The 15,137-nt window shown below is 72.3% G+C and carries 16 protein-coding genes; 7 read left to right on the forward strand and 9 right to left on the reverse strand.

Translation table 11 applies throughout. The annotated features are described in order from the left end of the window. Positions 1-12: 12 nt before the first annotated feature. Entirely contained in the window at positions 13-1,713 is a 1,701-nt protein-coding gene (locus tag WFK95_RS15465) for a sodium:solute symporter family protein (RefSeq protein WP_336671193.1), read from the reverse strand. Between the two features lie 132 nt (positions 1,714-1,845). Here WFK95_RS15465 and WFK95_RS15470 point away from each other — a divergent pair, with 132 nt between their 5' ends. Next, positions 1,846-2,388, forward strand: coding sequence for an AAA family ATPase (locus WFK95_RS15470; protein ID WP_336671194.1), 543 nt, complete (start codon positions 1,846-1,848; stop codon positions 2,386-2,388). Here WFK95_RS15470 and WFK95_RS15475 read toward each other — a convergent pair whose 3' ends face one another. From WFK95_RS15475 to WFK95_RS15485, 3 genes are all read right to left on the reverse strand, one after another. Continuing rightward, positions 2,389-3,120: an SDR family oxidoreductase gene (locus WFK95_RS15475; protein ID WP_336671195.1), complete on the reverse strand. Its 732-nt coding sequence runs from the start codon at positions 3,118-3,120 to the stop codon at positions 2,389-2,391. It abuts the gene before it with no gap. 77 nt (positions 3,121-3,197) lie between these two features. Further along, complete coding sequence (locus WFK95_RS15480) at positions 3,198-4,052, reverse strand: sigma-70 family RNA polymerase sigma factor (RefSeq protein WP_336671196.1); 855 nt, start codon at positions 4,050-4,052, stop codon at positions 3,198-3,200. An 11-nt stretch (positions 4,053-4,063) separates the two neighbouring features. After that, entirely contained in the window at positions 4,064-5,467 is a 1,404-nt protein-coding gene (locus WFK95_RS15485) for an NAD(P)H-quinone dehydrogenase (protein ID WP_336671197.1), read from the reverse strand. A gap of 90 nt (positions 5,468-5,557) precedes the next feature. On the opposite strand from WFK95_RS15485, the gene WFK95_RS15490 reads away from it, so the two are divergent. Then, on the forward strand, positions 5,558-6,052 hold the full coding sequence (locus WFK95_RS15490) for a gamma-glutamylcyclotransferase (RefSeq protein WP_224649116.1): 495 nt from the start codon (positions 5,558-5,560) through the stop codon (positions 6,050-6,052). Between the two features lie 6 nt (positions 6,053-6,058). On the opposite strand, the gene WFK95_RS15495 is transcribed toward WFK95_RS15490, so the two are convergent. Continuing rightward, on the reverse strand, positions 6,059-6,295 hold the full coding sequence (locus tag WFK95_RS15495) for a hypothetical protein (RefSeq protein ID WP_224649114.1): 237 nt from the start codon (positions 6,293-6,295) through the stop codon (positions 6,059-6,061). Positions 6,296-6,350: 55 nt separating this feature from the next. Between WFK95_RS15495 and WFK95_RS15500 the strand changes: the two genes are divergently transcribed. Further along, complete coding sequence (locus tag WFK95_RS15500) at positions 6,351-7,361, forward strand: helix-turn-helix domain-containing protein (protein ID WP_336671198.1); 1,011 nt, start codon at positions 6,351-6,353, stop codon at positions 7,359-7,361. Next, positions 7,351-8,130: an SDR family oxidoreductase gene (locus WFK95_RS15505; protein WP_224649110.1), complete on the forward strand. Its 780-nt coding sequence runs from the start codon at positions 7,351-7,353 to the stop codon at positions 8,128-8,130. Before WFK95_RS15500 ends, WFK95_RS15505 begins: the two co-directional genes overlap by 11 nt. A gap of 188 nt (positions 8,131-8,318) precedes the next feature. On the opposite strand, the gene WFK95_RS15510 is transcribed toward WFK95_RS15505, so the two are convergent. The 3 genes from WFK95_RS15510 to WFK95_RS15520 are packed head-to-tail and all read right to left on the reverse strand — an operon-like array spanning position 8,319 to position 11,439. Next, positions 8,319-9,527, reverse strand: a complete 1,209-nt coding sequence (locus WFK95_RS15510) for an amidohydrolase (protein ID WP_336671199.1) — start codon at positions 9,525-9,527, stop codon at positions 8,319-8,321. Continuing rightward, on the reverse strand, positions 9,524-10,726 hold the full coding sequence (locus WFK95_RS15515; RefSeq protein ID WP_443081554.1) for an amidohydrolase: 1,203 nt from the start codon (positions 10,724-10,726) through the stop codon (positions 9,524-9,526). The genes WFK95_RS15510 and WFK95_RS15515 overlap by 4 nt, the downstream gene beginning before the upstream one ends. A 2-nt stretch (positions 10,727-10,728) precedes the next feature. Then, positions 10,729-11,439: an enoyl-CoA hydratase/isomerase family protein gene (locus WFK95_RS15520; RefSeq protein WP_336671200.1), complete on the reverse strand. Its 711-nt coding sequence runs from the start codon at positions 11,437-11,439 to the stop codon at positions 10,729-10,731. 32 nt (positions 11,440-11,471) lie between these two features. Between WFK95_RS15520 and WFK95_RS15525 the strand changes: the two genes are divergently transcribed. The 3 genes from WFK95_RS15525 to WFK95_RS15535 are packed head-to-tail and all read left to right on the forward strand — an operon-like array spanning position 11,472 to position 14,482. Continuing rightward, positions 11,472-12,308: a purine-nucleoside phosphorylase gene (locus tag WFK95_RS15525; protein WP_336671201.1), complete on the forward strand. Its 837-nt coding sequence runs from the start codon at positions 11,472-11,474 to the stop codon at positions 12,306-12,308. Then, positions 12,309-13,934, forward strand: a complete 1,626-nt coding sequence (locus tag WFK95_RS15530; protein ID WP_336671202.1) for a phospho-sugar mutase — start codon at positions 12,309-12,311, stop codon at positions 13,932-13,934. It begins immediately after the preceding gene. Then, the gene (locus WFK95_RS15535) at positions 13,931-14,482 is read left to right on the forward strand and encodes a hypothetical protein (RefSeq protein WP_224649100.1); all 552 of its coding nucleotides are present in this window, start codon (positions 13,931-13,933) and stop codon (positions 14,480-14,482) included. Before WFK95_RS15530 ends, WFK95_RS15535 begins: the two co-directional genes overlap by 4 nt. Before the next feature lie 19 nt (positions 14,483-14,501). Here WFK95_RS15535 and upp read toward each other — a convergent pair whose 3' ends face one another. Continuing rightward, positions 14,502-15,131 carry a uracil phosphoribosyltransferase gene (gene upp, locus WFK95_RS15540; RefSeq protein WP_224649098.1) on the reverse strand — a complete coding sequence of 210 codons (630 nt, stop codon included), beginning with the start codon at positions 15,129-15,131 and terminating at the stop codon, positions 14,502-14,504. Between the last annotated feature and the right edge of the window lie 6 nt (positions 15,132-15,137).

Below are 15,137 nucleotides of genomic sequence, written 5' to 3' on the forward strand. Positions count from 1 at the left end.
TTCAGCTCCTCGTCAGTGGAAGATCAGGCCGAGTACGACGGTCGTGGAGAGCACTGCGGCACCCAGGGGCACGGGGCGCGAGTACCAGGGCGCGGAGCCGTCGTCCTCGCCCCGCAGCGTGGCCTTGTCGGTGAGCGAGTAGACGTATCCCGCCAGCTCGCTTTCGGGCTTCGGCTTCGTCACGGCGGAGACCAGCACGGAGACCACGATATCGACCACGAAGGCTGCGGACGCGGCGACGAAGGCCATGCCCTGGCCGGGTAGGTCGATCACGCCGGTCTTCTGCAGGATGAAGACGCCGATCGCGGCCAGCGTGCCGGAGACGAGGCCCACCCAACCGGCGGTGGGCGTCATCCGCTTCCAGAACATGCCGAGCAGGAACGTGGCGAACAGCGGCGCGTTGAAGAAGCCGAACAGCGTCTGCAGGTAGTCCATGAGGTTGGAGTAGCCCGCGGCGATCGTCGCCGTGCCGATCGCGAGGAACACCGCGATGACCGTCGCGACCTGGCCGACACGGATGTAGTAGGAGTCCTCGCGGTCCTTGACCACGTACTGCTGCCACAGGTCGTAGCTGAAGACGGTGTTGAACGCGGAGACGTTGGCCGCCATGCCCGCCATGAACGAGGCGATCAGGCCGGCAACGGCCACGCCGAGCAGGCCGTTGGGCAGGATGTCGCGCATCATGAGCAGCAGCGCGTCGTTGTAGGTGACGCCGTCCGGTGCGCCGTTGTTCTTGAGGTTGATCATGTCGCCGATCGCCGCGGCGCAGATCATGCCCGGCACCACGACCACGAAGGGGATGAACATCTTCGGGATCGCCCCGATGATGGGCGCGCGCCGCGCCGCCGACATCGAATCCGAGGCCATGGCGCGCTGCACCTCGACGAAGTTCGTGGTCCAGTAGCCGAAGGAGAGCACGAAGCCCAGACCGAAGACGATGCCGACGACGGACCAGACCGGCGACTCGAAACCGCTGAGCGCCTGTCCGGGCCAGGTGTGCAGCTGATCGGAGACGGTGGCCGTGACGCCCTTGTCGGAGCGGGTCTCGATCACCTTCTCCTTGAGGCCGCTCCAGCCGCCGATCTTGATCAGGCCGATCACGGTCAGCGGGACCAGCGCCGCGAGGATGACGAAGAACTGCAGGACCTCGTTGTAGATCGCGGCGGAGAGGCCGCCGAGCACCGTGTAGGTGAGCACCACCGCAGCGGCGACGAGGAGCGAGACCCAGTGCGGCCAGCCGAGGACCACGTTGATCACGGTGCCGAGCAGGAACAGGTTGACGCCGGCGATGAGCACCTGAGCGACGGCGAAGCTCAGCGAGTTCACCAGGTGCGCGCCGGTGCCGAAGCGCTTGCGCATGAACTCGGGGACGCTGCGCACCTTCGAGCCGTAGTAGAAGGGCATCATCACGATGCCGAGGAAGACCATCGCCGGGACGGCGCCGATCCAGTAGTAGTGGAAGGTCGACATGCCGATCTGGGCGCCGGTGGCCGACATGCCCATGATCTCGACGGCGCCGAGGTTCGCGGAGACGAACGCGACGCCGGTCACCCAGGCCGGGAGCCGCCTGCCCGACAGGAAGAAGTCGAGGCTGGATGCGACCTGCGTGCGGGCCAGGTACCCGATACCCAGGACGAACACGAAATAGATCGCGACCAGCGTGTAGTCGAGCAGTCCGACGTTGAGTCGGAGTGCGTTGTCGGCGAGGAGCATCGCGCCTCCAGGGGCTCAGGGAACGAATTCTCACGAAATCTAACAGACACGAACAGATTCTCTGATCGTTTCTGTATCTTCTCGTTCGGAATCGATCGGAGCACGCGGCCGGCCGCGCGATACGCTCCGGACATGCGCATCGTCGTCTCCGGCACCCACGCGAGCGGGAAGAGCACTCTGATCACGGACTTCGCCGCTGTGCGCCCCGGATACGAGGTGCTCCCCGACCCGTTCGAGGCGCTCGAGGAAACGGCGATCGACCTCGACGCCGGGATCTTCTTCGCACAACTCGTCGTCGCCGCCGACCGGCTGCGGGCGCGGCGACCCGGCGACCGCGTCATCGCCGAGCGCGGACCGCTCGACCTGCTGGCCTACCTGCGGGCGCTCGACGACCTCGGGCGCCCGACGCGGTCGCCGGGGCTGCTCGACCGCGGGGCGGCCATCACCGCGGAGGCGATGACCGCGGTGGACCTCCTCGTCCTCCTGCCGCTGCACCATCGCGACCCGATCGTGGTCGGGTCCGACGAGGATCCCGAACTGCGCGACGCGACCGACGCCGCGCTGCTCGACCTCGCCGACGACCCCTCCCTCACCGGAGGTGCCCGCATCGTCGAGCTCACCGGGTCGCCCGAGGAGCGCCTCGCCCGACTCGCCGACGCCGCAGCCGCGGACTGATCAGGCGAAGAACCGCGTCGCCGCGATCTCCGCGCCCGCGCCGGGAAGGAGCGTCCCGTCCTGCAGGTGCGCGCCGAAGTACGTCGCCTCCGGATCCCGGACGACGGTGCGCGCGTCACCCTCCGCGGCGAGCGCCCTGCGGACCAGCTCATCGAGGGCGAAGACGTCCGGACCCGCGACCTCGGTGCGGCCGCCGAGCGGCGCCCCGACCGCGGCGCGCACGACGGCTGAAGCCACGTCGTCGGACGAGATCGGCTGGATGTTCGCGCCCGGCAGGCGGACCGCCCCGTCGACCTCCGATGCGGCGGCGATGCCCGGGACGAACTCGAAGAACTGCGTGGCGCGGACGATCGAGAACGGCACGTCGCCGGCCTCGATCAGGTTCTCCTGCGCGATCTTCCCGCGGAAGTAGCCGCTCTCCTCGAGTCGTTCGGTACCCACGACCGACAGCGCCACGTAGTGGCCGACCCCGGCGGTTCGCGCGGCGGCGAGCAGGTTCGTCGTGGCGCGGGTGAAGAAGTCCAACACTGCAGCATCCTCGAAGGACGGCGAGTTGGCGACATCCACGACGCCGTCGGCGTCGGCGAGCGCCTCGGCCAGCCCGTCACCGGTCACCGCGTTCACGCCCGTGCTCGGGGCTCCCGCCACCGCCTCGTGCCCCGCCGCGGCCAGTCCCGCCACCACCTTCGACCCGATCAGCCCGGTGCCGCCGATCACCACGAACTTCGCCATGTCCTCGTCCTCTCGATCCGGCCCGAACCGTTCGGGCCTCCATACCAAGGACCGAACGGCGCGCCGATCTGTGACCGTCAGGCGAAATCGGCCAGCTTCTCGGGGTTCATGACCCACATCAAGCGCGTCAGGCCGGCGTCCGAGGCCGTCGGGCAGAGCAGCGCCACGGGCGCACCGTCGACGCTGAAGACCGCGCCCGGCAGGCCGTTGACCTCGACGATCCGCGCGGACGCGTCGGACATGAAGCGCACGGAGAAGCCTGCGACGAAGCGCGCCACGGCGTTGTCCCCGATCACCGGGCGACGCCCGGCCCGACGCGCGCCGCCGCCGTCGGTCTCGCTGACCACGTCGGCCACGAGCACGGCCTCGAGGCCCGCGACGTCGCCGGCGTGCGCCGCGGCGAGGAAGGCGTCGAGCAGCGCGCGGACCCGCTCGCGGGTGGCCGTGGTGCGCCGCTCCCCCGCGACCTGCGTGCGGGCGCGGCTGACCAGCTTCCGCACGGCGGGCTCCCGCATCTGGAGGATCTCCGCGATCCGCGGGTAGGGGTGCTCGAAGGCCTCGCGGAGTACGTACGCGGCGCGCGCCTCGGGCGAGAGCCGCTGCAGTACGTGCACCACGGCGAGCTCCAGGGCCTCCGCCCGCTCGGCTCCCAGCGCGGGGTCCTCGGCCGTGTCGACCGGCGTCGGGAACCACTCCCCGACGTACTGCTCGCGCCGCGCCCGCGCCGACTGCGCCAGGTTGAGCGCGAGGCGGGTCACCGTCACCACCAGGAACGCCTCGGGATCGCGGACTGAACCGTCGTCGGCGCCGCGCCAGCGCAGCCACGCGTCCTGCACCACGTCCTCGGCGTCGGGCGCGGACGCGAGCACCCGGTACGCCACCCCGAACAGGCGGGGCCGCAGCGCCTCGAAGACGCCGTCCCGATCGCTCACCGCCGAAACGGCTAGGCCAGGTCGTCCTGGCGCATCAATTGCCGGGCGGCCTCGGTGACCGAGCCGGACAGCGACGGATACACGGAGAAGGTCTGCGCCACGTCGTCGACCGTGAGGCCGTTCTGCACCGCGACGGTGAGCGGCAGGATCAGTTCGGAGGCGTTGGGCGCCACCACGACTCCGCCGATGACCAATCCCGTGTTGGGGCGGCAGAAGATCTTGACGAAGCCGCGCTTGAGCCCCGACATCTTCGCGCGCGGGTTGGTCGCGAGCGGCAGCATGACGGTGCGCGCCTGGTACGTCCCGTCGTCGATCGCGGCCTGCGAGACGCCGACGGTGGCGATCTCCGGGCGGGTGAAGATCGCCGACGAGACGGTCTTGAGCTTCACGGGCGAGACGCCCTCGCCGAGCGCGTGGTACATCGCGACGCGCCCCTGCATCGCGGCGACGGAGGCCAGCGGCAGCACGCCGGTGCAGTCGCCGGCGGCGTAGATGCCGGGCACCTTGGTCCGCGAGACCCGGTCGACGGGGATGTAGCCGCCCTTGTTCAGCTCGATGCCCACGTCCTCGAGGCCGATGCCCGCGGTGTTCGGAATCGAGCCGACGGTCATGAGGCAGTGCGAGCCCTCGACGGTGCGGCCGTCGGTCAGGCGCACGACGACGCCGGTCTCCGTGCGCTCCACCTTGTCGGCGTAGGCGCGCTTGACCAGCGAGACACCGCGGTCGAGCAGCGCGTCCTCCAGCACCAGGGCGGCGTCCTCGTCCTCGTGCGGGAGCACGCGGTCGCGGGAGCTGACGAGGGTGACCTTGATGCCGAGCTCGGTGTAGGCGTGCACGAACTCCGCGCCGGTGACGCCGGAGCCGACGACCACGAGGTGCGTCGGGAGCTCCTCGAGGTCGTACAGCTGCCGCCAGGTGAGGATCTTCTCGCCGTCGGGCTGCGCGGACTCCAGCACGCGGGGCGAGGCGCCCGTGGCGACGAGCACCACGTCGGCCTCGAAGGACTGCTCGCCGCCGGACGGGGTCACGACGTTCACCTCGTGATGGGCCATGCCCGACGCCGTGGGTGCGAGGGTCGCGCGGCCGCGGATGATCCGCACGCCCTCCCCCGCGAGGCGGGCGCGGATGTCGGCCGACTGCGCCGTCGCCAGGTCCTTGACGCGCGCGTTGATCCGCTCGACGTCGATCTCGACGCGCTCGAAGTGCAGCTCGATGCCCAGGTCGACGGCACGCCGGGTCTCGGTGCGGATGCCGGTCGAGGCGATGAAGGTCTTCGACGGGACGCAGTCGTACAGGACGCAGGCCCCACCGATCCCGTCGGACTCGATCACCGTGACGTCGCCGCCGTGCGCCACCGCCACCAGTGCTGCTTCGTACCCCGCCGGACCGCCGCCGATGATCACGATGTTCGTCATGGCTGCAACGCTATCGTCCGCGGCCACGCCGCGTGCGGGCACCGTCGCACCAGCGACGTTCTCCCGGACCGGCGCGCTAGAGTCTGACCTGTGCCGATCTACGCCGCCTACGGCTCCAACATGCACCCCGACCAGATGGCCGAGCGCGCCCCGCACTCGCCGATGTCCGGTACGGGGTGGTTGCACGGCTGGCGCCTGACCTTCTCGGGCGAGGACATCGGGTGGGAGGGCGCGCTCGCGACCGTCACCGAGGACCCGTCGGATCCCGACGCCAAGGTCTTCGTGGTGCTCTACGACGTGACCAGCGACGACGAGGTCTCCCTCGACCGGTGGGAGGGCTCGGAGCTCGGCATCCACGTCAAGCTCAAGGTGCGCGTCGAGCTCACCGGCGGCGGCTCCACCCTGGCCTGGCTGTACGTGGTCGACGCCTTCGAGGGCGGCCTCCCGTCGGCCCGCTACCTGGGCGTCATGGCCGACGCCGCATACATCGCCGGCGCCCCCGAGGAGTACGTCCTCGACATCCGCACCCGCGAGTCCCGCAACGTCGGCCCCGGCCCGGGCGCCTCCGCCGACGGCCCGGAGTAGAACCGCTCAGGCGGCCTCGGGCCCGCAGCCGGACGGTGCCGGCTCGATCGCCGCCGCCAGCCGCCGCAGCGCCCGGGCCAGCCCGGGACGCAGGCCCCGTCGTCCGGGTGCGACGGTGCGCCCCACCCGGTTCCGCCGCTCCCGGTCGAGCGCCGAACGGTCGTGCGCGTCCGCCATGCGGGCGTAGACTGCTGCCGTCGGAGGATCCGCCGTCAGGTTCCAGTGCTCTCGGTATTCGCTCATACCCCGAGCACACACGAACCCCGTCGCGGGTTCCAATGAATTAGGTGGCGCCTACATGTTGACCTACCTGTTGGACGTCGGCGATCTGGCCGACGCCCGCTTCGTGGTGTCGCCGCTCAACGAGACCGTCCTGAGCCTGTTCCACCTGAACAAGGTCTACGACACCGCGCACCACCTCACGGGGTGGCGATGCGAGGCGAACGCCCGCCGGGGCGAGTACGACCGCGAACTGATCGACGCGCTGGTCTCGCCGTCGGGCAAGCAGATCCCCGACTTCCTCACCCCGGTGACCGCGCAGGCCGACGTCCGGCCGACGTTCGACGCGCACCTCGACGCGGTCCGTGGCACGGACGCGCGGACGGCGCGCGCCGAGCTGGTCGAACTGGCGGAGGGTGCGGCACCGTCAGGGCCCCTGGCGCGCCTGATCGCCCTGGACGATCCCGCACCGGTCATCGCCGATGCCCTGGCCGCCTACCACCGCGCGGCCGTCGCTCCCGTGTGGCCGGCGGTGCAGCGGATCCTGGAGTCCGACGTCGTCTTCCGGGGCCGCGAGCTCGCCGTCGGCGGGCCCACCCGGCTCTTCGAATCACTGAGCCCGCGCGTGGAATGGCGTCGTACCGGGGAGCTGAGCGTGGACATGTCGTGCTCAGTGGTCGCGGGCGAGGTCCGCTCCCCCGGTCTCGGTCTGACCCTGATGCCGAGCGTCTTCACCACCAGGATCACCACCGCGCACGATCCGACCCGCACCGCGCCGAACATCGGCTACCCCGCCCGGGGCTCGGCGACGCTCGCGGAATCCGTTCCACCAGTCGCCGACGACGCGCTCCGCAGGCTGATCGGCACCGCGAAGGCGGACCTCCTCGCGGTGCTGGCCGAGCCCGCCGCCGTGGTCGATCTCGCCGCCGCACTGAGGATCTCGCCGTCGGCCGTGTCGCAGAGCCTGAAGGTGCTGGGCGCCAGCGGGATCGTCGAGAGTTCGCGGTACGGACGCCGGGTCCTGTACCGCCGCACCACCCTCGGCGACGCGCTCGTCGATCGAAGAGGGGAAGGGCCGCATGGACCTTGACCTGCACGAGCGGGTGTTCATCGTGTCGGGCGCGAGCAGCGGCATCGGACTGGCCACCGCACAGCGACTCCTACGCGAGGATGCGCGGGTCTGCGGATTCTCCCGCGACCTCGATCGCCTCACTGCCGCCTACGCGGGCACGGCGACCCCGCGCGATCGGCTACTCCTTCTGGCGGGCGACGCCCGCCGGCCCGAGGATGTCGAGGAGATCGTCGACTCCGCGGTGCGCACCTTCGGCGGTGTCCACGGCGTCGTGGCCAACGCGGGCACCGGCGTGACGGCGGGCGTCGGCGCGGGCCCAGAGGTGTGGGTCGAGCAGTTCGCCATCAAGGTCGGCGCGGCCGTCGCGCTCGTGCGCGCCGCCCGCCCCCACCTGGTCGCCTCGCGGGGAGCGATAGTGCTCGTGAACGGCGTGAGCGCGCACCACCCGAGCCGTGAGCTGGCACCGGTCGGCGCCGCCCGCGCCGCCTTGGCGAACTACGCGGCGACGCTGAGCGCCGAGGTCGCGCCCGACGACGTCCGCGTCGTGGTGGTCAATGTGGGCGTCATCGAGACCGCCCGGCAACGGGAGAAGTACGCCCGGTCCGGTGCCACGACTGCCTACGCCGACTGGTGTCGAGACGAAGCGCGGCGAAGGGCGATTCCCTTGCAGCGCATGGGCAGGCCCGAGGAGGTCGGCGACACGATCGCCTTCCTGCTGTCCGACCGTTCGTCGTACACGACCGGCACCTCGATCGACGTCTCCGGAGGCCTGGACGGGCGCACCTGAGAACTAGGTCGTCCATCGAATACTCAACGACGACTGCCCACGAAGTGGATTGCCGCATCGACGACTCTCGGATTCTGTCCGTCCCGGACACCCTGTCCGATCCGGACAGAATTCGAGAGTCCGTTCGCCGCACTGCCGTCGCCACGACGGGCCCGCGCCGGCGCGGGTGTGGCCGGGGCCGACCGCGATCAGCGACCGGAGGCGAAGACCACGTTCGTGAAGACCTTCACGCCCATCTCGAGTGCGCGCTCGTCGAGCACGAAATCGGGCTGGTGCAGGTCGTACTGGCGGCCCTCGCCGGACCAGACGCCCAGCCGTGCCATCGCGCCGGGCGACTCCTCCAGGTACCAGGAGAAGTCCTCGCCGCCGCCGGACTGCGGGGTGTCGACCACCCCGTCGGGCGAGACGGCGCGCGCGGCGTCGGCGAGGCGGGTGGCGGCCAAGTGGTCGTTGATGACCGGGGGGACGCCGCGGGTGTAGTTGACCTCGTGCTTGATCCGCAGCGGCGCGAGCAGCTCGGCGATGATCTCGCGCACGAGCGGCTCCAGCGACTCCCAGATCTGATGCTCGCCGGTGCGGACGGTGCCGTGCAGTGCGCCGATCTGTGGGATCGCGTTCGGCGCGGATCCGGCGTTCGCCGCGCCCCACACCATGATCGTGCCGGAGCGGGGGTCCACGCGGCGCGACAGCACGCCGGGGAGCCCGGTGATGACGGTGCCCATGGCGTAGATCAGGTCGCTGGTCAGGTGCGGCCGCGAGGTGTGCCCGCCGGGCGAGTGCAGGATGACCTCGACGTGGTCGGCGGCGGAGGTGATGGCGCCGGAGCGGACGCCGATCCGTCCCACCTCGACGCGGGGATCGCAGTGCAGCGCGTAGATGCGGGAGACCCCCTGCATCACCTCGTCGCGCACCGCGGACAGCGCGCCGCCCGGCATGACCTCCTCGGCGGGCTGGAAGATCAGGCGCACGCCCACCGGCAGCCGGCCCGCGCGGTCCAGCTCGGCCAGGGCGAGGCCGGTGCCCAGCAGGATCGAGGTGTGCGCGTCATGACCGCACGCGTGCGAGACGCCGGCCGACGTGGATTGGAAGTCGAGGCCGGTGGCCTCGTGGATCGGCAGCGCGTCCATGTCGGCGCGCAGGGCGACGCGCTCCCCGCCGGTGGGTCCGAGGTCGCAGATCAGGCCGGTGGTCGAGAGCTTGCGGGGGTGCAGGCCCGCGGCGGTCAACGCCTCGAAGACGACGTTCGTGGTGCGCTGCTCGCGCCAGGACAGCTCGGGGTGGGCGTGCAGGTCGCGCCGGAACTCGCGGAGCCAGTCGCCCTTGCGCTGCAACCACTGGTCGACGTAGGCGGCCCTCGAGAGATCCTCGCCCGCACTTCCGCTCGCCGTGCCGCTCACCGTCCGCCTCCATCGCTGCCGCGTCGCCCGGCCCCGGTCAGCAGCCGCGCGCGCTCGTCCTCGTCCTCTGCGACCGCAGCGAAGGCTGCGGCCAGGGCCAGCGCACCATCGCGCACGGCCCGATCGGCGGATTCGGTGGCGGCGGCGGCCGTGAACTCCGGCTGATGGGTCACGGCCCCGTCGGTCTCGAGGCCGATCAGCGGATGGATCGACGGTACAGCGTGGCTCACATTGCCCATGTCGGTACTCCCCAACGGCACCAGCCGCTCGAACTCCGGAGCCACCGGTTCCCGGCCGATCGCGACCGCCGCGGCGCGGTACGCGACGGCGAGGGCACCGTCGCTGCGCAGCTCGGTGTAGGCGGGCGAGACCTCGCCGACCTCGTGCGTGCAGCCGGCCGCCAGCGCGCCTGCGGCGAAGCAGTCGCCCGCGCGGACGGCGAGCCGCTCCAGCGACTCCGCGTCGTCGGCGCGCAGGTAGTAGAGCAGTTCGGACGCGGCGGGCACCACGTTGGGCGCGGTCCCGCCCTCGCTGACGATGCCGTGCAACTGCTGCCCCGGCTCCAGGTGCTGCCGCAGCAGGCCCAGCGCGACCTGCGCGACCGTCGCGGCGTCGCCCGCGTTCCGGCCGGCCCACGGCGCCGCCGAGGCGTGCGCCTCGCGGCCGGAGAACCGGATCGCGAGGTCGGCCAGCGCCAGGGTGCGCGTGCGCACCACGTCGAACGGGGCGGGGTGCACCATGCCCGCGTAGGCGACACCGTCGAACGCGCCGCGCTGCAGCATGAGCACCTTGCCGCCCCCGGACTCCTCGGCGGGCGTGCCGTACACCTCGACGGTCAGGCCCAGCTCGTCCGCGACGGACGCGAGCGCGAGGCCGGCGCCGAGCCCCGCCGCGGCGATGATGTTGTGCCCGCAGGCGTGCCCGATGCCGGGCAGGGCGTCGTACTCGGCGAAGACGGCGACGCGCAGCGGCCCGCTGCCGGACCGTCCGACGAACGCGGTATCGAGGTCCGCGACGCGGCGCTCGACGGCGAAGCCGTGCCCCGCGAGGGCGTCGGCCAGCAGCGCCGACGCGAATCGCTCCTCGAAGGCCAGCTCGGGCCGGGCGTGGATCTCGTGGCTGACCGCGACCAGGTCGCCCCGCACGCGGTCGACGGTGCCGGTGAGCGCCTCCAGGACGGAGGTGACGCGACCGGTCACCGTCAGCCGAACTTGACTTCGGTCGTCGGAGCGGCGAGGTCGGCGATGAGGTGCGTGTGCAGATCGTTCTTGATCTTGTTCAGCGTAGGGCCGTCGGCGGCGGCGTTCGCCGCCGCCCGGGCGGTCGCGGTCGGCAGCAGCTCGGCCTCCGAGACCGCCGCCTGCACGATGCCCGCAGCAACGGCGTCGGCGCCGCCGTAGCGACGTCCGGTGGTCATCGCCTCGACCGCCGTCTGGTACGGCAGACGGGAGCGCAGCAGGCTGGCCATGCCGACGGTGAAGCCCATCTTGAGGCTGACCTCGGGGAGGCAGAAGAAGCCGCGGTCGTCGCGCATCACGGCGAAGTCGCACGACAGTGCCAGCATGGCCCCGGCGCCGAAGGCGTGGCCGTTGATCGCGGCGACGGTGGTCATCGGGAAGGTCAGCAGCCGGCTGAAGACCGTGTGCACGCGGTCCAGGTAGGTCGGCAACTCACCCGCGTTCGCCAGGATGTACATGACGTCGAGGCCGTTGGAGAAGAACTTGCCGGTGGCGGTGACCACCAGCGCGGCGGGCGACCCGGCCGCCTGCGCCTCGATCTCGTCGAGACGGGCGTGCACCGCGTCGACCCAGTCCGGGGAGAAGCGGTTCTCCGGGTTGGTCTCCGAGAGCTCGACGCCCTCATCGCCCAGGAACAGAGTGAAGACGTCGTCGGTGCGCGTGACGTAAGGCATGGGCATCACGATAGCGGCTAGCATCTGGGGCCATGGCGCAACTGCACGCGGCACGTGACTCCGGTATCGACGATCCCCCCGCTGCGGCCCGCGAGGCGGCCGCCGCACTGACCGCCGCGACGGGCGGTGAACCCTTCGACGTGGCGGTGGTGCTCGGCTCCGGCTGGGCCCCCGCGGCCGACGCGCTCACCGCGCGCGGCGCCGCCGTCGGGTCCGTGCCGATGGCGGATCTCCCTCACTTCGCGCCGCCCAGCGCGGCCGGCCACAAGGGCACGGCCTCGGCGGTCGTCGTCGGCGGCAAGCGGGTCCTGGTGCTGCTGGGCCGCACCCACGCCTACGAGGGCCACGACCTGTCGCGCGTCGTGCACCCCGTGCGCACGGCCTGCGCGGCCGGGGCGTCGACGGTGATCCTCACCAACGCCGCGGGCGGCCTGCGCGAGGGCATGTTCGTCGGCGAACCGGTGCTGATCGAGGACCACCTGAACCTCACCGCCCGCTCGCCGCTCGTGGGCGCGCAGTTCGTGAACCTGGTGGACGCGTACTCGGCGCAACTGCGCACGCTGGCCCGCACCGTCGACCCTTCGCTCAAGGAGGGCGTCTACGCCGGCCTCCCCGGCCCGCACTACGAGACCCCGGCCGAGATCCGCATGCTGCGCACCCTGGGTGCCGACTTGGTGGGCATGTCGACGGTGCACGAGACGATCGCCGCCCGCGCGGAGGACGCCGCGGTGCTGGGGATCTCGCTCGTCACCAACCTGGCCGCCGGCATCACCGGCGAGCCGCTGAACCACGAGGAGGTCCTCGAGGCCGGACGCGAGGCCGCCGCGCGGATGGGCGGCCTGCTCGCCGACGTGATCGAGGCGATGTAGATGGGCGTCGAGCTCGCGGCCGAGGCCCTCGCGTGGATCGAGGGCGACCCCGACCCGGCGACCCGCGCCGAACTCGAGGCGTTGAGCGGCGACGAGCTCGCCGAGCGCTTCGCCGCCCCGCTGTCCTTCGGCACCGCGGGCCTGCGGGGCCCGGTCCGCGGCGGACCGTCGGGCATGAACGTGGCGGTCGTGACGCGCACGACCTGGGCCCTCGGCGAGTGGCTGAAGGCGAAGTGCCTGGGCGGCGGCACCGTCGTCGTCGGGCGCGACGCGCGGCGCGGCTCCGAAGCCTTCTTCGCGGCCGCCACCGAGGTGCTCGCGGCGCAGGGCTTCGCCGTGGTGGCGCTACCCGAACCCGGCCCCACGCCGTGGGTCTCGTACGCGACCAAGGCGGTCGGCGCCGTCGCGGGCGTGCAGATCACGGCCTCGCACAACCCGCCCGCGGACAACGGCTACAAGGTCTACCTCGACGGCGGCGCCCAGCTGGTCTCCCCCGCCGACGCCGAGATCGAGAAGCTCATCGCCGCCGCGCCGCCCGCCACGGAGATCGAGCGGACGCCGGTGCCCGCCGATCCCCGCGCGACCGAGGTGGTCGCGGCGTACCTGGACCGCGTCTCCGCGCTGCGCCCGGCGCCCGCCGTGCCGCTGCGGATCGCGCTGACGCCGATGCACGGCGTGGGCGGGAAGGTCGCGGTGGAGGCCCTGCGCCGCAGCGGCTTCGACGACGTGCACGTGGTCGAGCAGCAGTTCGCCCCGGATGGCGAGTTCCCGACGGTGGCCTTCCCCAACCCCGAGGAGCCGGGCGCCTCCGACCTGCTGCTCGCCCTCGCGGAGCGGGTGGATGCGGACCTCGCGGTCGCCCTCGACCCCGACGCGGACCGGTGCGCCCTGGGCGCCCGCTTCGCCGACGGCTGGCGGATGCTCACCGGCGACGAGTCCGGCTCGCTGCTCGGCGCCCACCTGCTCGACGCGCCGCTGGACGGCGCACCGTCGGATCCCCTCGTGGCGACGACGATCGTCAGCTCCGAGCTCCTCGGCGCGATCGCCGAGAGCCGCGGCGCGCGGTACGCGCGGACCCTGACCGGGTTCAAGAACCTGGTACGGGCGGGCGACGGCCTGGTGTTCGCGTACGAGGAGGCGCTCGGCCTCTGCGTCGACCCGTCGACGGTGCGCGACAAGGACGGGATCTCCGCCGCGGTCGTCGCCGCCGGCTACGCGGCCGCGCTGAAGGCGCAGGGCAGCGGACTGCCGGACGCGCTGGACGCGTTGTACCGCCGGCACGGCGTGTACCTGTCGAGCCAGTACGCGCTGCGCGTGGACGACGTCGCGCGGATCGCCGCGATCATGGCCGCCCTGCGCGCCGACCCCCCTGTTGAGGTTGCAAACACCGCCGTCGGCTGTGAGGATCTTCTGACGGCCCGCCCCGCGACGGACGCGCTGGTGTTCCGCGGCGACGGCGTCCGGGTCACCGTGCGGCCCTCCGGAACCGAGCCGAAGGCGAAGTTCTACCTGGAGGTGATCGAGCCGGTGGCGATCGACAGCGACACGAGCGGCGCCGAGGCGCGCGCCCGACAGCGGCTCACCGCGGTGACCGACACGGTGCGTAAGTGGGCGGCCTTCGGGTGACCCGCCCAGTGCGCCCGGCCGATCCCGCACGCGGCCGGGTGATCGCGGCGGCGGTCGTGGTGGGGGTGCTCATCGTGGTCGCCGCCGCGGCGGCCGCGACCGCCTACGTCAGCGGCAAACGACCCACGGAGCCGGCCACGGCCGCCGCGCCGCCGTCCGGGCCGTCGAGCTCCGCGTCGGCCGCCCCGGCACCGTCGTCCGAGCAGCCGGGCACACCCGCGCCGCCCGCACCGTCGATCCCCGGGACCGATGCCCTCGGCTTCCTGGGGACCCCCGCGCGCTGCGCCGACGGCGACGCCGCCCGGATGATGGTCCTCACCGCCACCTCGCAGGCCGTCGTCTGCGATCGCGCGGGCGCACTGTACTACGCGGGCTGGCGCATCGACACCGGTACCGGGACGCGCATCGAGGGCGTGCTGCCCGCGGGCCCCGGCTGGGTCGCCCGCGCCCCGGACGCGACGATCAACATCACGCCCACCGGCCTGGTGATCAGCACCCCGTCGGGCGAGTTCACCGAGCCGGCGACGGGATTCTGGGCGGCCCCGTAGCCGCCCGCCGATCCGTGGATCAGGTCCAGCGCGGGCCGAACTGGCGGTCGCCGGCGTCGCCGAGTCCGGGCACGATGTAGGCGTTCTCGTTCAGCCCCCGGTCGACGGTGGCGGTGACCAGGCGGACGGGGTGGCCGCAGTCGGCGAGCGCCTGCACGCCCTCGGGCGCGGCGACGACGCACACCGCGGTCACGTCGGTCGCGCCGCGCTGCGCGAGCAGGCTCAGCGTCTCCACCATCGAGCCGCCGGTCGCGAGCATCGGGTCGAGCACGAAGACGGGGCGCCCCGCGAGATCGGCGGGCAGCGACTGGAAGTAGGGCTCGGGGACGTGCGTCTCCTCGTTGCGGCCCATGCCGACGAAGCCCACCTGGGACTCCGGCAGCATCGCGTGCGCCTGGTCGACCATGCCGAGGCCAGCGCGCAGCACCGGCACCAGCAGCGGCGGCTTCGCGAGCGCGGCGCCGTCGGTGTCCTCGAGCGGGGTGGTCACCGTGACGGCGGCGACGGCGGCGTCGCGCATGGCCTCGTAGACCAGCATCTGGGTGAGCTCCTTCAGCGCTGCGCGGAAGGAGGCGTTGTCGGTGGCCTCCGCGCGGAGCGCGGTGAGGCGGACGGCGGCCAGGGGGTGGTCGACCACGGTGATCTGCATGCGGTC

This window comes from Tsukamurella sp. USMM236 (genome assembly GCF_037148755.1).
Classification (GTDB): domain Bacteria; phylum Actinomycetota; class Actinomycetes; order Mycobacteriales; family Mycobacteriaceae; genus Tsukamurella.